The sequence below is a fragment of the Cyanobacterium sp. Dongsha4 genome (genome assembly GCF_036345015.1).
In the GTDB taxonomy this organism is placed as follows: Bacteria; Cyanobacteriota; Cyanobacteriia; order Cyanobacteriales; family Cyanobacteriaceae; genus PCC-10605.
In genome coordinates, this window is record NZ_CP084098.1 from 1,405,560 (window position 1) to 1,420,999 (window position 15,440).

Consider the following 15,440-nt stretch of genomic DNA (forward strand, 5'->3'; position numbering starts at 1 on the left):
CTTAATCTTGGTACTGAGAATGATCAAATCCTTCAAAATAAAGACAGATCACCCTATAGAGTAACCAGAAGATATTAAGTAAAAGTTAATGGATAGTTAAGACATGGATAAATTCATGGGGAAAAATAATTAAAAAACAAACAATGGCAGTAAAAATCAAAATTTACGGGGCTAATCTCCTAATTTCCCAATCATTCTCATTATTGTCTAGTTTAGTATAATAGAAGCGATCGTGAAGTCTGTTTTCTCGCCCTTGCCAAAATTCAAAACTATTCGGCACTACCCGATAACCTCCCCAAGAAGCAGGAAGGGGAATTTCTTGATTATGAAATTTCTGTTTAATTTGCTCAAACTGTAACTCTAATATTTTTCGAGAAGAAATGATACTACTTTGCTGAGAACACCATGCACCAATTTGACTACCACGAGGACGAGTTGTAAAGTATTTTAGAGATTCTATCGTGGAAATTTTTTCAGCACTACCGCAAATTTGCACTTGACGCTGTAAACCTATCCAAAAAAACAATAGGGAAACTTGATTATTACTATTGATTTGAAGGGCTTTCCTACTTCCATAGTTGGTAAAAAAAACAAATCCCCTTCTATCAAAATATTTTAACAGAACTATTCTTTGGGTCGGTTGTCCTTCTGAAGAAACAGTTGCTAAATTCATCGCATTAGGTTCTGGCAAATCAGCATCACAGGCTTGTTGAAACCATAATTCAAACTGTTTAAAAGGATCTTCTTGTAGTTGTTTTCTTTGTAAACCATTGAGGGTATATTCGTTTCTTAAGTTTGCAAGATCCATGATATTTTATAACAAAACTTTCTCTTAATTTCATTATCCCACTAATGCAGAATAAGGGGCAAAGGACGAATGAAAATTGCTTGAAGAAATAATCTGTGGGAAAAAATAGAAGAAAAAAAATAAGTAAATACTTGAAAAAAGTTTAAAGAAAATAGTGAAGATGATTGAACGATTAATCTTATTTAGGTTAATAAAATCGTGTTTAAAAATGATAAATTCATCAGGATTATGAAAAGATTAAATAATTTATTATCGATCGCACATAGTTCTAAATGATATTTTCCTACAGGATAATTGTTTCTATTTTTTGATAGCTGATTCGGAATTTGACAGAGGGTTATTTCAATCTTTTACAGGCAAGATACCCGTTTTACCCTTAGATGATTGAGAGATGAGCCTAGTTCGCAATACAATAACAGAATGTGAAAATATTATATTAATTAATTTCCCTCGCTATGACTGAACAGAAAAATTATAAAGATACAGTAAATTTACCAAAAACAGGCTTTGACATGAGAGCCAATGCTGTCAAAAAAGAGCCAGAATTGCAGGAATTTTGGGCAAAAGAGCAGGTTTATGAGAAATTAGGGCAAAACAATCCTAAAGACCTTTTTATCCTTCATGATGGACCTCCTTACGCTAATGGTAGCTTACACATGGGTCATGCTTTAAATAAAGTTCTCAAAGATATTATCAATAAATATAAGTTATTACAAGGTCATAAAGTTCGCTATGTACCGGGGTGGGATTGTCACGGACTGCCGATCGAGCTTAAAGTATTACAGAGTTTAAAACAGAAAGAAAGAGAAGCCTTAACCCCCATTACCCTCCGTCACAAAGCCCGTGATTTCGCTCTCAAAGCCCAACAAGAACAAGCAGAAGGGTTTAAACGTTATGGCATCTGGGGTGATTGGGAAAACCCCTATTTAACCTTATTACCCGAATACGAAGCCGCCCAAATCGAAGTATTTGGCAAAATGGCATTAAATGGCTATATTTATAGAGGCTTAAAACCAGTCCATTGGAGTCCTAGTTCGCAAACCGCTTTAGCGGAAGCTGAGTTAGAATATCCTGAAGGACATACTTCTCGCAGTATCTACGCTAGTTTTCCTATCATCAAATTAACCGAAAAAGCGTCAAATTTAGCAGAATTTATGCCCAATCTCGCTGTAGCTATCTGGACGACAACGCCTTGGACAATCCCCGGTAATCTCGCCGTTGCTGTCAATGGGCATTTAGATTATGCAGTAGTGGAAATGATCCCCCCTAACCCCCCTTCGCAAGGGGGGAATGATGCAGAGAATGAACCCTCCCAACCTACCTTAAAAGGAGAAAATGATCCCCCCCAACCCCCCTTAATAAGGGGGGAGAAATATTTGATTGTTGCTAAAGATTTAGTAGAAAGTTTAGGCAATACCCTCGGTTGTGAGTTAACCATCAAAACCATTATCAAAGGGGAAGAGTTAGAATTATCCACATATAAGCATCCCCTCTTTGACAGAGAAAGTCCAGTAGTCATTGGCGGGGATTATATTACCACCGAATCTGGTACTGGATTAGTACACACTGCCCCCGGTCATGGTTTGGAAGACTATATGACAGGACAAAAATATCACTTACCTATTCTTTCTCCAGTGGATGATAAAGGTAACTTTACGGAGGAAGCTGGAGAATTTCAGGGTTTAAATGTATTAAAAGACGCAAATCAGGCGATAATTGACGCTTTAACCGCAAAAGGTAGTTTATTAAAAGAAGAAGCCTACGCCCATAAATATCCCTACGATTGGCGCACAAAAAAACCAACTATTTTCCGTGCTACAGAGCAATGGTTCGCCTCTGTTGATGGTTTCCGTGATTTGGCATTGAAGGCAATTAAAGAGGTTAAGTGGATTCCCTCTCAAGGAGAAAATCGTATTACTCCAATGGTAGGCGATCGCAGTGACTGGTGTATTTCTCGTCAACGCAGTTGGGGTTTACCGATTCCCGTGTTTTACGATGAGGAAACAAATGAACCATTATTGAATGAGGAGACGATTAACCACGTTAGAGATATTATCAGGGAAAAAGGCTCGGATGCTTGGTGGGAGTTGTCGGTAGAGGAATTGTTACCTGAAAGTTATCGCAACAACGGCAAAATCTACCGTAAAGGGATGGATACGATGGATGTATGGTTCGATTCTGGTTCATCTTGGGCGGCGGTTGCCAATCAACGAGAGGAGTTGAAATACCCTGTGGACTTATATTTGGAAGGTTCTGATCAACATCGGGGATGGTTTCAGTCGAGCTTATTAACCAGTGTAGCAGTTAACGGCATTGCTCCTTATAAAACTGTGTTAACTCATGGTTTCGTCTTGGATGAAAAGGGCATGAAGATGAGTAAATCTTTGGGTAACGTTGTTGATCCGAATCTTATCATCAATGGTGGCAAAAATCAGAAACAACAACCGCCCTATGGTGCTGATGTACTGCGTTTATGGGTGTCTTCTACGGATTACTCTGGGGATGTGCGCATCGGTGATAATATCATCAAACAACTTGCAGACGTTTACCGCAAAATTCGCAATACTGCCCGTTTTTTAATTGGTAATTTGCATGATTTTGATCCGAAAAAAGATGCAGTTAGTTATGAAAATTTGCCCGAATTAGATAAGTATATTCTCCACGAAACCCATTTAGTTTTTAGTGAAATTACTGAGGCTTTTGAGAGTTATCAATTCTTTAAATTTTTCCAAAAAGTACAAAATTTCTGTGTAGTTGATCTCTCTAATTTTTACCTTGATATTGCTAAGGATAGACTCTATATTTCTGATCCTAATTCTCCTCGTCGTCGCAGTTGTCAAACTGTCATGGCAATCATTCTCGAAAATCTAGCAAGGGCGATCGCGCCTGTTTTATGTCACATGGCGGAGGATATTTGGCAAAATCTGCCCTATGAGAAGCCCTATAATTCTGTGTTTGAAGGCGGTTGGGTTAAATTAGAGTCTGAGTGGGTACAAAGCCCCGAATTTGCTCAAAAATGGGCGGAATTACGCAAGATTCGTACGGGGGTGAATAAGGTATTAGATGATGCTCGTAATCAAAAGGCGATCGGTGCATCCTTAGAAGCTAAAGTGTTGATGTATGACACCACTGGCAAGTTGATAGAAACCTTAACCAGTCTAAATCCTAGCGATGGGGTGAATGATGGTAACAGGGTTGATGAGTTGCGTTATCTTCTCCTTGTGTCGCAAGTGGAGTTAGTAACGGATGAATCGGCTTTAAGTGTCAGTCAATATCTCGGCGATATTCAGCTTGAGGAGACGACTTTAAAGATTGCCGTAGTTAATGCCGATGGTCATAAGTGCGATCGATGCTGGAATTATTCTACCACAGTGGGTACTTTTAGTGATGAACCTTTGATCTGCGACAGGTGTAAGGAAGCCTTAACAGGTAATTTCTAATTTATTAATTTCTTGGGGATTTACATCCCCATTATTATATATTTATTTATCTGACAAACCTAATAAAGAAGTAAAATGCTAGAAAATATAACTGATTATATTAGTTCTACTTTTTGGTAATCCTATTATAAATTATCCCTTACAATTTTTAAAATACTTATAGTCTATTGACGAGCAATATAGGATAAAATTTTTTGACAAATTCCTCTATAATTATTGAAAGTTCTGAACAGCATATATTTTTCGAGACAACGGATCAACTGCAATGCCATATCCAAATTTAGTATAGTTAGGATTTAAAAGATTTTGTCTATGACCATCACTATACATTAAACTCCGTTGAAACACCTCAACTATGGCATAGCTTAGTCTGGATGCACCTCCTTCTCTAAAAACGATATTTTCACCAATTCCATTTAATCCTCCTAGTTTAACATAACGATCTGTCGGGGATAATCCTTCAGGTGTTCCATGACTAAAATAATTTCTTTTTGCCATATCTTCTGCATGAAGTTGAGCAGTTTTTGTTATTAATGAATCTTTTTCTAAAGGTGATAATCCATTAAGTTGTCTATCTCTATTGACTAACATAAGGGCAAAATCTGACAATTCTGTTAAACTTCTGCCAGGTAAACTATTGCCAATATTTGCTTTAGCAAAACCTATTGTCCAATTTTCACCTCCTAAGCCGTTAAAAAAATAAACTTCATCTCTACCATAAGTAAGTAAAACAACAAAAATTGTAATTAAATATTGCCACTTGAATTTCTTAAATTTAGAAGAAGAATATCTCATATTTCTGCGATAACAATAATAAACTATATACAGTATAAATCTATATTTGCTAGTAATAACGATTTGTATGATAGTGTCGCCACAACAAAAGTAATAAAGAGGTTAGATATATTATCGGCTTTAAGTGTCAGTCAATATCTTGGCGATATTCAGCTTGAGGAGACTGATTTAAAGATTGCCGTTGTTAATGCGGATGGTCATAAGTGCGATCGATGCTGGAATTATTCTACCACAGTGGGTACTTTTAGCGATGAACCTTTAATTTGCGATCGGTGTAAGGAAGCCTTAACGGGTAATTTCTAATTTATTAGTTAAGATGGAGGAATAAACTAACTTAATATTTCTCCATTTATTATGACAAAAATAAGTAAATGACTGAATATAAATTTACACAATACTTTGAAAATGATGTTTTATTAAAACGTCCTTATCTCAAAAAAGAATGGTGTATTCGTGTTATCAAAAATCCGTTAAAATGTGAACCACAAGAAAATAATCGATTTCGTTTTTGGGGTATAATTCCAGAATTTGATAATAAAATTTTGCGAGTAATAACGTTAGAAGATAAAACAACTATTCATAATGCTTTTCCCGATAGGAGATTTAAACTATGAAAATTAACTATTATCCTGATACCGATTCTTTATATATTCATTTATCGGATAAACCAAGTATTGATAGTCAGGAAATTTCGGAAGGAGTTGTACTTGACTATGATGAAAACGGTAATTTAGTCGGGATTGATATTGATAATGCTAGTAATAAAGTTCAACTAAATGAATTAATTTTAAATCAATTACCTTCTAATATTATGAAAGTTCCTGCTTAAAAAACTTAAATTTTATGAAATGTGATCTTTGTGGTTCAGAAAAAGCTAAAATCCGCTATATTTCTCGCAGTTATGGTAATAATGAAGAAATTTTTATTATTGAAAATATACCTTTAATAAGTTGCCCTGATTGTGGAGAAAGTTATTTTACTGCTGAAACTATGAGAAAAATTGAAGCTATTAAACAACTGAGAAATTCGAGCACAATTACTAGGAATATACCAGTAGCTAAATTTGCATCCTAACATACTCTATTATTAAAAAAAACTAAATTTGATTATCAAAAAACAAATGACACTAGAAAAAGAAGAATTTTTACATGAATTAAAAAAATTTGCTCAAACTTTAACAGAATATGTTTCAACAAAAAGTGGTGATTGGAAAATAAAAGGCTTTATTGATACGGAACAAAATATTTACACTATTTCCTCAGATTCAAAAATTATTTCTAAAATTTTAGAGATACAATTATTTCCAAAATTTAGACAATTTGCAGAAAAGATAAACTTTGAGATTGTCTTAGCAGAAAAACAAAACTGGTATCCAGATTTATCTTTTATTTCTAAAACAAATTCATCTATAAAATATGCTGTTGACATCAAAACAACATATCGTTTAAAAGAATATCAGGGATTTTGTAATGGTTTTACTTTAGGTTCTCATGGAGAGTATTTTCGCAATCGTTCTAGTAAAAAAAATATACAATATCCTTATAGTGAGTATCAAGCTCATTTGTGTCTAGGAATATTATATACAAGAGCATTAGCAGGAGATATTGATGAAACAAAAATTTTAAATTTATTAGAACTTAATAATATAACTTCTGTTATTAAAGATTTACTCTTTTTTGCGGAAGAAAAATGGAAAATTGCTAGTGATAAAGGAGGAAGTGGAAATACAGCTAATATAGGTAGTGTTGATTATATTGAAGACATTTTAAATGGAAATGGAGTTTTTATTAATTTAGGAGAACAAATATTTGATGAATATTGGATTAATCAAGGAATATTGCAAGTTCCTGATTCTAATAATCAAAAGAAGTTTAAAAAACTAACTAAACTGACAGAGTTTTTAGAATTTAAGGGCATAGATAAAACTTTAATTAATAGGCAAAAACCAAAGAAAAAAAATTTATAATCATGACTATAATACCACCAATAAAATCTCAAGGAATAAAAACAAAATTAGTTCCCATAATTAAAGCTATGATTCCAAAAAATTATGATGGCATCTGGATTGAGCCTTTTATGGGTACTGGAGTTGTTGGTTTTAATGTTGATATTCATAATATGATTTTATGTGATAACAACCCTCATCTGATTAATTTTTATTTTTCTATTCAAGAAGGAATAATTAATAGTAGTATTGTTCGTAAATTCCTAGAATATGAGGGTGCGCAACTACTAGAAATAGGAGAAAATCACTACTATAAAATCAGAGATAGATTTAATCAAAAACACTGCCCATTAGATTTTTTATTTCTCAATCGCTCAGGTTTTAATGGCATGATACGGTTTAATAAAAAAGGAGAATTTAATATACCTTTTTGCCGAAAACCTCAGAGATTTGCCCGTGCTTACATAACAAAAATTGTTAATCAAATTGAGAAGATTTCTCAGATTATTAAATCTAAAAATATTACTTTTATTCATCAAAGTTTTGAAAAAACAATCAAGGATTGTGATCTAAATAGTTTAATTTATTGTGACCCACCTTATATAGATAGAAATGTTGATTATTATAATAGTTGGAATATTACAGATGAACAAAAATTGTCTAATTGTTTAAATAATATAAATAGCCCTTTTATTTTATCAACTTGGCATCATAATAATTACCGAAAAAATGAGTATATCGATAAATTATGGTCTAAGTTTAATATCATTACTTATGATCATTTTTACTTCGTAGGTGGAAAAGAAACTAATAGAAATTCAATCAAAGAAGCTATAATTACAAATTATAATACTGATTTTATACATCTATCTAATTTATTAGGTAATGAACAAAAAGAGTTATTTAATTGGATAGATGAATATAGAGATAATCAATGGGATAAACAAATAGAGGAAGATTTAGATAAGGGAAGATTAAATAAGTTGATTGCACAAGCTAAACAGGAATTTAAAGAAGGGAAGTGCCAGAAAATATAAATCATTATACCAGTTCTAGCTTTTGGTAATCCTATTATAAATTACCCCTAAAAATTCAAAAAATAGCAGATCAAAAATATAAATTATTGAAAGAAAATTATCGTCATCCTTCATTAAAGTTGAAAATAATTAGAACTTTATGGGCTGTTAGAGTTACTGATAATTATAGGGCTTTAGGTGTTGATGAATCTGATGGTATTTTATGGTTTTGGATTGGGGATCATGATCAATATGAACAGATTTTATCAGATTTATAATAGATTAGTTGATCGGTGTAAACAAGCCTTATCAGGTAATTTCTAAATCAATGAAGTGGGATTTTCTCACCCTAATGACAAAAACAGCTTAATCTTTTATTCAATAGGCTTTATGACTACTTTATGTCCCCCACCGTGCCATAGTTTTGCTATTGAATTTATTTCTTTACATTTTCATTTACCCATTATTATAGCGGCATAGGTTAATACAATAATCTTCATAATCTCATTCAAACAAAGACTTTTGGCTCTCGCACTTCTGGGAACACCATTGGATAAGAGTTTTTTTATCACTCAGGCTGATATTTTGGAGTTCAATCATCGACACAGTAGAATAATTCATCTAAATTAGAAATAATAATTATAAAATAATAGTTAGCTTATCAATATGAATTTTGGTCAATCTTTGGGGTTTTTAGCCTTTGTTATTTCCCTGTATATTCTTTGGCAAATTCGTCATCTACTTCTTCTCGTTTTCTCAGCGATGATTTTTGCAGTTGCTTTAAATCGTTTAGTAAAAAAATTAGAAAATATTGGTTGGAGTCGTTATCAATCTGTTTCTTTTACAGTTTTTAGTCTTCTGGCTATTATTTTTATTTTAGTATTATTAATTTTTCCTCCTTTTATTGATCAATTTCAATTACTAATTAATGCTTTACCTAAAGTCCCAATTAAAATTAATGAGTTACTGAAAAACATTACGGGAGATAATTACCAAATTTTTGATACTTTTTTAAATAATCTTAATAAGATAATTAATGATAACAATTTATTACCAGCTCAAGTTATAAATAATTTTATTGCTTTATTTTCTAATTTTTTTAATGTCACATTTCAGGTAATATTTGTTTTTGTTTTAACAGTTGTTTTCCTTCTTAATCCTCTTAAATACCGTCGTTATTTATTAAAAGTTTTTCCTGCTTTTTATCGTTATCGTATTGATGAAATTTTAAACAAAACAGAAATTGCGATCGTAAATTGGTTAGGAGGAATATTGATTAATTGTATCTTTATTGGGGTTTTAAGTGGGGTAGGTTTATTTTTTTTACAAGTAAAATTAGTTTTAGTTCATGCACTTTTAGCAGGTTTATTAAATTTTATTCCGAATATAGGACCTACTCTCAGTGTTGTTTTTCCCATCACCATTGCAGTGGTTGATTCTCCTTGGCAAATTATCCCGATTATTGTGTGGTATTTCATTATTCAAAATATTGAGAGTTATTGGCTAACTCCAAAAGTGATGGCGGATAAGGTTTCTTTGTTACCGGCGGTGACTCTTTTTGCCCAAATTTTCTTTGCTACGGTTTTTGGTTTATTAGGATTATTATTAGCTTTACCTCTTACTGTAGTTGTAAAAACGTGGATGGAAGAAATTTTATTTAAAGATATTTTGGATAATTGGCAATTAGAAGAAGTTTAGAATTAGCATAAACATCAGAATAAAATCATTGCAATAATAATTATAGTAATTTCAAATAAGAGAATTACATTTAATTTGTGCAATAATCACGGATAATTTCATCTCAAGATGTTCCTGAAGGGGCATACATTCTCATTTTCTTTAATGCGGCAAAATCATGTTCAATATCATTTAAATCTTGAGAGTATTTTGGCAAAAATAAAATTATGTGTCCTGATTCTTCTACTAATTGTTTAATTACATTTTTCCGGTGAATTGGTGCATTATCCATCCTTCCCACATTGCAACCCTTTTCTTTATTTTTTTGTCCTGTACTGAGCTCAAAACTATTTTTTCTTTAGGAGGAACTAATAATGATATTTTAGAAGCAGTACAATCATTGAGTAATTAATAATTGATAAGGATTTATCGCATTTTGTGGGGGGAGGTGCGATCGAATCTATAACTTAACACAAAAGAGTTAAAATAAAATGGTCATGATTATCATAAGATGAATTAAGCGAAACATTTGATTTATCGAAAAAAGAAGATTAGAATGCGCTTATTAACTGACATATTCTACATCAAGACTTTTCAAACATATTTTTAGATTTTATATAGAATTAACAAACATTTTTAATCATGAAAAATAGCAAATTTATACCTGTTATTTTAGCAGGAGGAAAAGGAGAAAGATTTTGGCCTTTAAGTCGTTTAAAACGTCCAAAACAGTTTCTGTGTTTAGATAATAGTGGTGAGAGTTTATTGCAAACTACGGCGAATCGTCTATTAAACTTAGCAGGAGGTTGGCAAAATTTACTGGTTATTACCTCAGAGTTATTAGCTGAGGGAGTGAAACAGCAGTTACCCTTATTACCACCCCATAACATTTTAGTTGAACCCACAGCAAAAGACACAGCCCCAGCAGTCACATGGGCTAGTTTAGAAGTTAAGCATCGCTATGGTGAAGATGCAATTACCGCTTTTTTTCCTGCAGATCATTATATAGGGAATCAAGAACAATTTGAGAAAATCATTGAGACTGGCATAAAATATGCTCAAGAAAAACAATGTATCATCACTTTAGGAATTAAACCTGATTATCCTTCTACGGGTTATGGTTATATTGAACAAGGAGAGAAACAAGGAGAAGATGATGATATTTCCTACTATCGAGTAACTCGATTTACTGAAAAACCCGACGAGAAAACGGCAACGGAGTTTATTGCAACACAAAAATATAGTTGGAATAGTGGAATGTTTATTTTTCCCGTAGAAGTGGTGTTAGAAGAATTACAAAAACACGCACCACAAATTTTACAACCCTTACAGGAGAAAGGAAAGTCAGCTTATACACAATTAGAAAAAATTAGTATTGACTATGCCTTAATGGAAAAAACTAATTTAGCCTATGTGATTCGGGCTGAATTTGGTTGGGATGATTTAGGAGATTGGAATGCTTTAGAAAGACTTTTAGCGAAAGAAAATAGCAATATTCTGGTAGGAGATTCCCTTAATCAAAATAGTGAAAATAATATTATTTATAACAATCAGTCTGATGAAATTATCATGACGATTGGGGTAGAAGATTTAGTTATTGTGAGAGAGGGAAATGCGACTCTAATTGCCCATAAAAATAAAACACAGGATATTAAAAAAGCTCTCAAATTATTGCAACAAAGAGAAAATAAAGATAATTTCCTATAAATATCTATATAAGTTAGAGTGTTGAGGTGTTGAGAGAAAATTAACTATAAACTGAAAATTTATTCATTATTTGTTGTCGTTTACTTTGTCAAAAAAAGCTACTAAGCGCCTCATCAAAGCAATGTGCGATCGCATCTGCTATTATTTGTATTAAAGAGGAGGGGAATAAATTTAAAAAATCATCGTGAGATATTTCTCCTTCAAAAAATAAAAAGCATTTATCCATAAAAATTAGGCTATCTTTTAGTGTTAAATAATTGAAGATAAGCATAACAAAATTACTTAAGTCACTATAAGGAAAAAAAGAGGGTTGAAACTCTGCACTAATTAAACTACTTACTATATCTTCAACGGAATTAGAGATAAATTTTTTCTTATTAACGGGAAGAATATAATCAACAAAAGATGAATTATTTGGAGATAAATTACATTTGCTAGGAAATAAAAAAGATAATGGTAAAGAGAAAGTAAAGCGAGAAATAAATGCCTGTAAAATACTTAAACTAATTATTTGATACGCAAAATAATATTGAGCAATATTTAAGTTATATTTACTTCTATTAATCAATGATTCATAAACATCAAAACTAGGGTAATTCTGATAACAATGGAAAATACTTTCTGGTAATAAACATTGGATAAATTTCGTGGTTTTAATCAGGGCAATACAACAATCTTTAATTAAATAATGATCTTGATCATTTAAAATATGATTAGTTTCTGGTAAAAGTAACCAAGTATTGTTAATAAAATCTTTAACATTGTTTGAAGCAAAACCGCTAACATCTAAATTAGCTAATTTAATGCCTTGAATAATTGTTAAAATAATTTCATCGTTTTTTAACCCTAATTGAAATTGTTGATTGACTTTAGATAGACGTTTTTCTAGTTGTTGAGATACAGAGATGTTATTTTCTGAGCGTCGAAAAGGAATAGTTAATTCAATAATTGTTACGATACGAACTATAATAGTTAAGGGTAAATAATTATCTAAAATTTTAGCTGTACATAAAGCACTTAAAAATTCATTATAACCTCGAAAATTTGATAAGTTATCTCCGATATTTAAACCAAATATTTTTAAAATAATTTCTAAATATTTATCTTTTTTACCTCGACAAGATTTTATATATAAACCGTCTATTTTTTCTTGAATCAAAGGTGCTAAATAAGGAGTTAAATTGAAGGGAATTTTACGATCGACTTGTATATAAATTAGGTCATGAAATAAACCTGCTATAGTAATGATAGGGTCTTCTTGATCCTTAAACATTAACAAATGTTCAAAATTGTGAAAACAACGATAGTTTCCTCCCATCACTTCGGTAATTAAGCCAGAGATTTCGCAGATTTTATCATCTTGCAAAGGAAACCCTAGTCTGCTAGTGGCATCTGTCAGAATTTCCCGACATTGATCATAATAATCTGCGTTATTCATGAATTTTATGGAAAGAATATCTGTGAACTACCAACACGAAATAAAAATTATTGTGTAGGTTTCTCCAATAAGCTAAATGGAAATAAGTATCTCCAATTTGAGATCAATACTTACAGTTTATCTCTCCATCTTAGAAAATATTTGTTAATTATTCAAATAATATTTCTTCAAAACAAATTTCTCCAACCTCTCTCAATTGATTGGCTATTTTTTTATCAGTTTCTGATTTTTTGGTTATTTCCCTAAATTTTTGTGTGGTATATTTATTTCTAAAAGTTTTAATGGTACAGTCACATACACTTTTTGCCGCTTCAGCGTGTAATCCTTCTTTTTGCGATCGCACTAAGCATTGTTCATTATAATTACACCATACGGAGGCATCTTCGCTTTTTAAACCATCCTTGACTAAATTTTGAATACACTGTTGACGATTAAATTTATTAGAAGATTGAGCGATCGCTTCTTTGGTAACAGAAAAGCCAGAAAAAGTCAAGAGCAAAAGACTAGAAAAAGTAAATAAAGTATTAGTTTTTAACATATAAATAATCAGATAACTTTTGAGTGAATGTATTTAGATAAAGAGACGGGAAGGAATCAAAAAAGTTCATTTTTCTGCAAACGTCTTTAATAAAGAAATAGTATCTTTCATTTGCTCAAAAACAGGAATAGAAAGGGAATATTGAGATAAATGAGTTAATGTTTCTCTACCTCTTCCCGTCAAAAGTAACACGGGTTGACACTTAGCATTGATGGCACATTCAATATCGCTAGGGGCATCGCCGATGAAGTAAGACTGACTTAAATCAATACCATTATTTTCTGCATAGGTTTTAATGAGAAAAGGAGAAGGTTTACGACAAAGACAGTTATCCGAAGGTTGATGAGGACAAATTAAAATATCCGTAAAATAAACATCAAAACTAGCATATTCTGCCATTAATTGCTCATGTATTGCCCTAACTTCTTCTAAGGTGAAATAACCTCGACTAATTCCCGATTGATTTGTGACGATAACTAAGCGATACCCTTGATTTTGCCATTGTTGTAATGCAAATGGCGCGTTTTCAGGTATTTTTACTTGTTCGGGCTTACTCAAGTAAGGTATATACTCAATGACAACTCCATCTCTGTCTAAAAATAAGGCTTTCATTATTGTTAAATAATTAATAAGTGATAAATAATAATTGAAGTTAAGGTTTTAGGTGTCAGGTTTCAGTTGCAGATATTAGGTGTTTTTAATTGTTAATTATTACTCTTATCTTAACTCCGAACCCCTAACTCTGAACTCCGAACTCAAATGATTGCCTTGTCTTAATTACTAATTCTTATTTGCCCATAATTGATTATCTGACATTAGACAAAAGTTCGATAGTAGCTTGGGCGGTTTTTTGCCAACTAAACTTCTGTGCTTGTTTTAAGCCTAATTCCCTTAATTGTTGTCTTAATTTATCATCTTCTGCCATTAAGTTCATAGCTGAAGCGATTTCCTTTACTTCCAACGGATTTACTAAAATTCCCGCATCCCCCACCACTTCAGGTAAAGAAGAGATATTAGAGGTAATTACAGGAGTACCAGATGCGATCGCTTCTAATACAGGGAAACCAAAACCCTCCCATAGAGTGGGAAAAACTAAGGCTTGAGCTTGATTAATAATAATAGGTAAATCTTCTCTTTTTACATAATCTAAAAACTTAACCAAATGAGCAATATTTAACTCTTTTGCTTGTTGCTTTATTAAAGGTGTATAACGAGGATCCGTAGGACCTGCTAACCATAATTCATAATCTTTATGATGTTTAAATTGAGCAAAAGCAGATACAATTCTTTCAACATTTTTATGAGGATCATGTCTGCCTAAATAGAGGAAAAAAGGTTGTTTAGTAATAGGTTTAATTTTATCAACAACTTTAAACATCTCAGGATTATAACCTAAATAAATAGGAGTAATTTTACTAGCACTAATCCCAAAAAAGTTAATAATATCATCGGCTGTAGCTTTAGAATTGCAAATAATATGCTCTGCTTGTTGACAAACTTGGGGAATATAATAACGAAAATAAGGAGTAAGAGGAGAATTTTTTTTCGGAAATCTTAACGGAATTAAGTCATGCACCATTACTACTGATTTAACTTTAGAAAATAACGGCATTTCTGGCACAGGAGAAAAAAGTAGATTACTATCTGATTGCTGATAAATATTAGGTACTTTTAATTGAGTCCATAATAATCTTAAAAAATGACCCTTACTACCATAATCTGGACTATATTTTTCACTAATAAAATAGGGATTTTTGTATATATTTTCCTGATAATATTTTTTAGCAACTAAACTGGTATATTCCAAAGAATCAAAATAAGGTAGAATGTTGATAACATAATTGGCTATTCCCGTGGGTTTTGCCAACAACATCGATAAATTAATTAGCAAAGGCTTTTCCATAAACTCTCAGAGATAAAAAGATCAAAAACTTATCATTAAACTTCTGGCAAAATCATAATTTCTGCTGTATTTTGGGCTTATAGCTTGAATTTGGTTGATGTTTATTTTTTATCCTCACTCATTTCTCTTAATCTCTTGCTCAAAGACTTTTCCTCTAAAAGATAATTATCTTT

General features: G+C 31.9%; 15 protein-coding genes and 2 pseudogenes. 10 read left to right on the forward strand and 7 right to left on the reverse strand.

Annotation, left to right across the window (positions count from 1 at the left end; all coding sequences use genetic code 11):
* Positions 1 to 163: 163 nt before the first annotated feature.
* Positions 164 to 808, reverse strand: a complete 645-nt coding sequence (pdxH, locus tag Dongsha4_RS05865; protein WP_330204786.1) for a pyridoxamine 5'-phosphate oxidase — start codon at positions 806 to 808, stop codon at positions 164 to 166.
* Between the two features lie 455 nt (positions 809 to 1,263).
* Between pdxH and ileS the strand changes: the two genes are divergently transcribed.
* Positions 1,264 to 4,248, forward strand: coding sequence for an isoleucine--tRNA ligase (gene ileS, locus Dongsha4_RS05870; protein ID WP_330204787.1), 2,985 nt, complete (start codon positions 1,264 to 1,266; stop codon positions 4,246 to 4,248).
* 213 nt (positions 4,249 to 4,461) lie between these two features.
* Here the strand turns inward: ileS and Dongsha4_RS05875 are convergent, their stop codons facing one another.
* Positions 4,462 to 5,043 (reverse strand): CAP domain-containing protein, encoded by a 582-nt coding sequence (locus Dongsha4_RS05875; RefSeq protein WP_330204788.1) that lies wholly within the window; start codon positions 5,041 to 5,043, stop codon positions 4,462 to 4,464.
* A 183-nt stretch (positions 5,044 to 5,226) separates the two neighbouring features.
* On the opposite strand from Dongsha4_RS05875, the pseudogene Dongsha4_RS18975 reads away from it, so the two are divergent.
* The 8 genes and pseudogenes from Dongsha4_RS18975 to Dongsha4_RS05915 all read left to right on the forward strand — a co-directional run.
* A pseudogene (locus Dongsha4_RS18975) lies at positions 5,227 to 5,346 on the forward strand (zinc finger domain-containing protein); the annotation flags it as partial.
* A gap of 68 nt (positions 5,347 to 5,414) precedes the next feature.
* On the forward strand, positions 5,415 to 5,657 hold the full coding sequence (locus Dongsha4_RS05885) for a hypothetical protein (protein ID WP_330204790.1): 243 nt from the start codon (positions 5,415 to 5,417) through the stop codon (positions 5,655 to 5,657).
* Positions 5,654 to 5,872, forward strand: a complete 219-nt coding sequence (locus Dongsha4_RS05890; protein ID WP_330204791.1) for a DUF2283 domain-containing protein — start codon at positions 5,654 to 5,656, stop codon at positions 5,870 to 5,872. Before Dongsha4_RS05885 ends, Dongsha4_RS05890 begins: the two co-directional genes overlap by 4 nt.
* A 14-nt stretch (positions 5,873 to 5,886) precedes the next feature.
* The gene (locus tag Dongsha4_RS05895) at positions 5,887 to 6,117 is read left to right on the forward strand and encodes a type II toxin-antitoxin system MqsA family antitoxin (RefSeq protein WP_330204792.1); all 231 of its coding nucleotides are present in this window, start codon (positions 5,887 to 5,889) and stop codon (positions 6,115 to 6,117) included.
* 28 nt (positions 6,118 to 6,145) lie between these two features.
* Positions 6,146 to 7,009 (forward strand): type II restriction endonuclease, encoded by an 864-nt coding sequence (locus Dongsha4_RS05900; protein WP_330204793.1) that lies wholly within the window; start codon positions 6,146 to 6,148, stop codon positions 7,007 to 7,009.
* A 2-nt stretch (positions 7,010 to 7,011) separates the two neighbouring features.
* Entirely contained in the window at positions 7,012 to 8,025 is a 1,014-nt protein-coding gene (locus Dongsha4_RS05905) for a Dam family site-specific DNA-(adenine-N6)-methyltransferase (RefSeq protein ID WP_330204794.1), read from the forward strand.
* A gap of 62 nt (positions 8,026 to 8,087) precedes the next feature.
* Complete coding sequence (locus Dongsha4_RS05910; protein WP_425590791.1) at positions 8,088 to 8,282, forward strand: hypothetical protein; 195 nt, start codon at positions 8,088 to 8,090, stop codon at positions 8,280 to 8,282.
* A gap of 388 nt (positions 8,283 to 8,670) precedes the next feature.
* Positions 8,671 to 9,702 carry an AI-2E family transporter gene (locus tag Dongsha4_RS05915; protein WP_330204796.1) on the forward strand — a complete coding sequence of 344 codons (1,032 nt, stop codon included), beginning with the start codon at positions 8,671 to 8,673 and terminating at the stop codon, positions 9,700 to 9,702.
* 103 nt (positions 9,703 to 9,805) lie between these two features.
* Here the strand turns inward: Dongsha4_RS05915 and Dongsha4_RS05920 are convergent.
* Positions 9,806 to 9,973: pseudogene (locus Dongsha4_RS05920) on the reverse strand (transposase); the annotation flags it as partial.
* 350 nt (positions 9,974 to 10,323) lie between these two features.
* On the opposite strand from Dongsha4_RS05920, the gene Dongsha4_RS05925 reads away from it, so the two are divergent.
* Positions 10,324 to 11,388 carry a mannose-1-phosphate guanylyltransferase gene (locus Dongsha4_RS05925; protein ID WP_330204797.1) on the forward strand — a complete coding sequence of 355 codons (1,065 nt, stop codon included), beginning with the start codon at positions 10,324 to 10,326 and terminating at the stop codon, positions 11,386 to 11,388.
* A gap of 88 nt (positions 11,389 to 11,476) precedes the next feature.
* Here Dongsha4_RS05925 and Dongsha4_RS05930 read toward each other — a convergent pair whose 3' ends face one another.
* The 4 genes from Dongsha4_RS05930 to Dongsha4_RS05945 all read right to left on the reverse strand — a co-directional run bounded on the left by Dongsha4_RS05930 (position 11,477) and on the right by Dongsha4_RS05945 (position 15,267).
* Entirely contained in the window at positions 11,477 to 12,826 is a 1,350-nt protein-coding gene (locus Dongsha4_RS05930) for a hypothetical protein (protein WP_330204798.1), read from the reverse strand.
* A 148-nt stretch (positions 12,827 to 12,974) separates the two neighbouring features.
* On the reverse strand, positions 12,975 to 13,364 hold the full coding sequence (locus Dongsha4_RS05935; protein ID WP_330204799.1) for a hypothetical protein: 390 nt from the start codon (positions 13,362 to 13,364) through the stop codon (positions 12,975 to 12,977).
* A 66-nt stretch (positions 13,365 to 13,430) separates the two neighbouring features.
* Positions 13,431 to 13,976 (reverse strand): HAD family hydrolase, encoded by a 546-nt coding sequence (locus tag Dongsha4_RS05940; protein ID WP_330204800.1) that lies wholly within the window; start codon positions 13,974 to 13,976, stop codon positions 13,431 to 13,433.
* A 193-nt stretch (positions 13,977 to 14,169) separates the two neighbouring features.
* Positions 14,170 to 15,267 (reverse strand): glycosyltransferase family 1 protein, encoded by a 1,098-nt coding sequence (locus Dongsha4_RS05945; protein WP_330204801.1) that lies wholly within the window; start codon positions 15,265 to 15,267, stop codon positions 14,170 to 14,172.
* Positions 15,268 to 15,440: the final 173 nt, after the last annotated feature.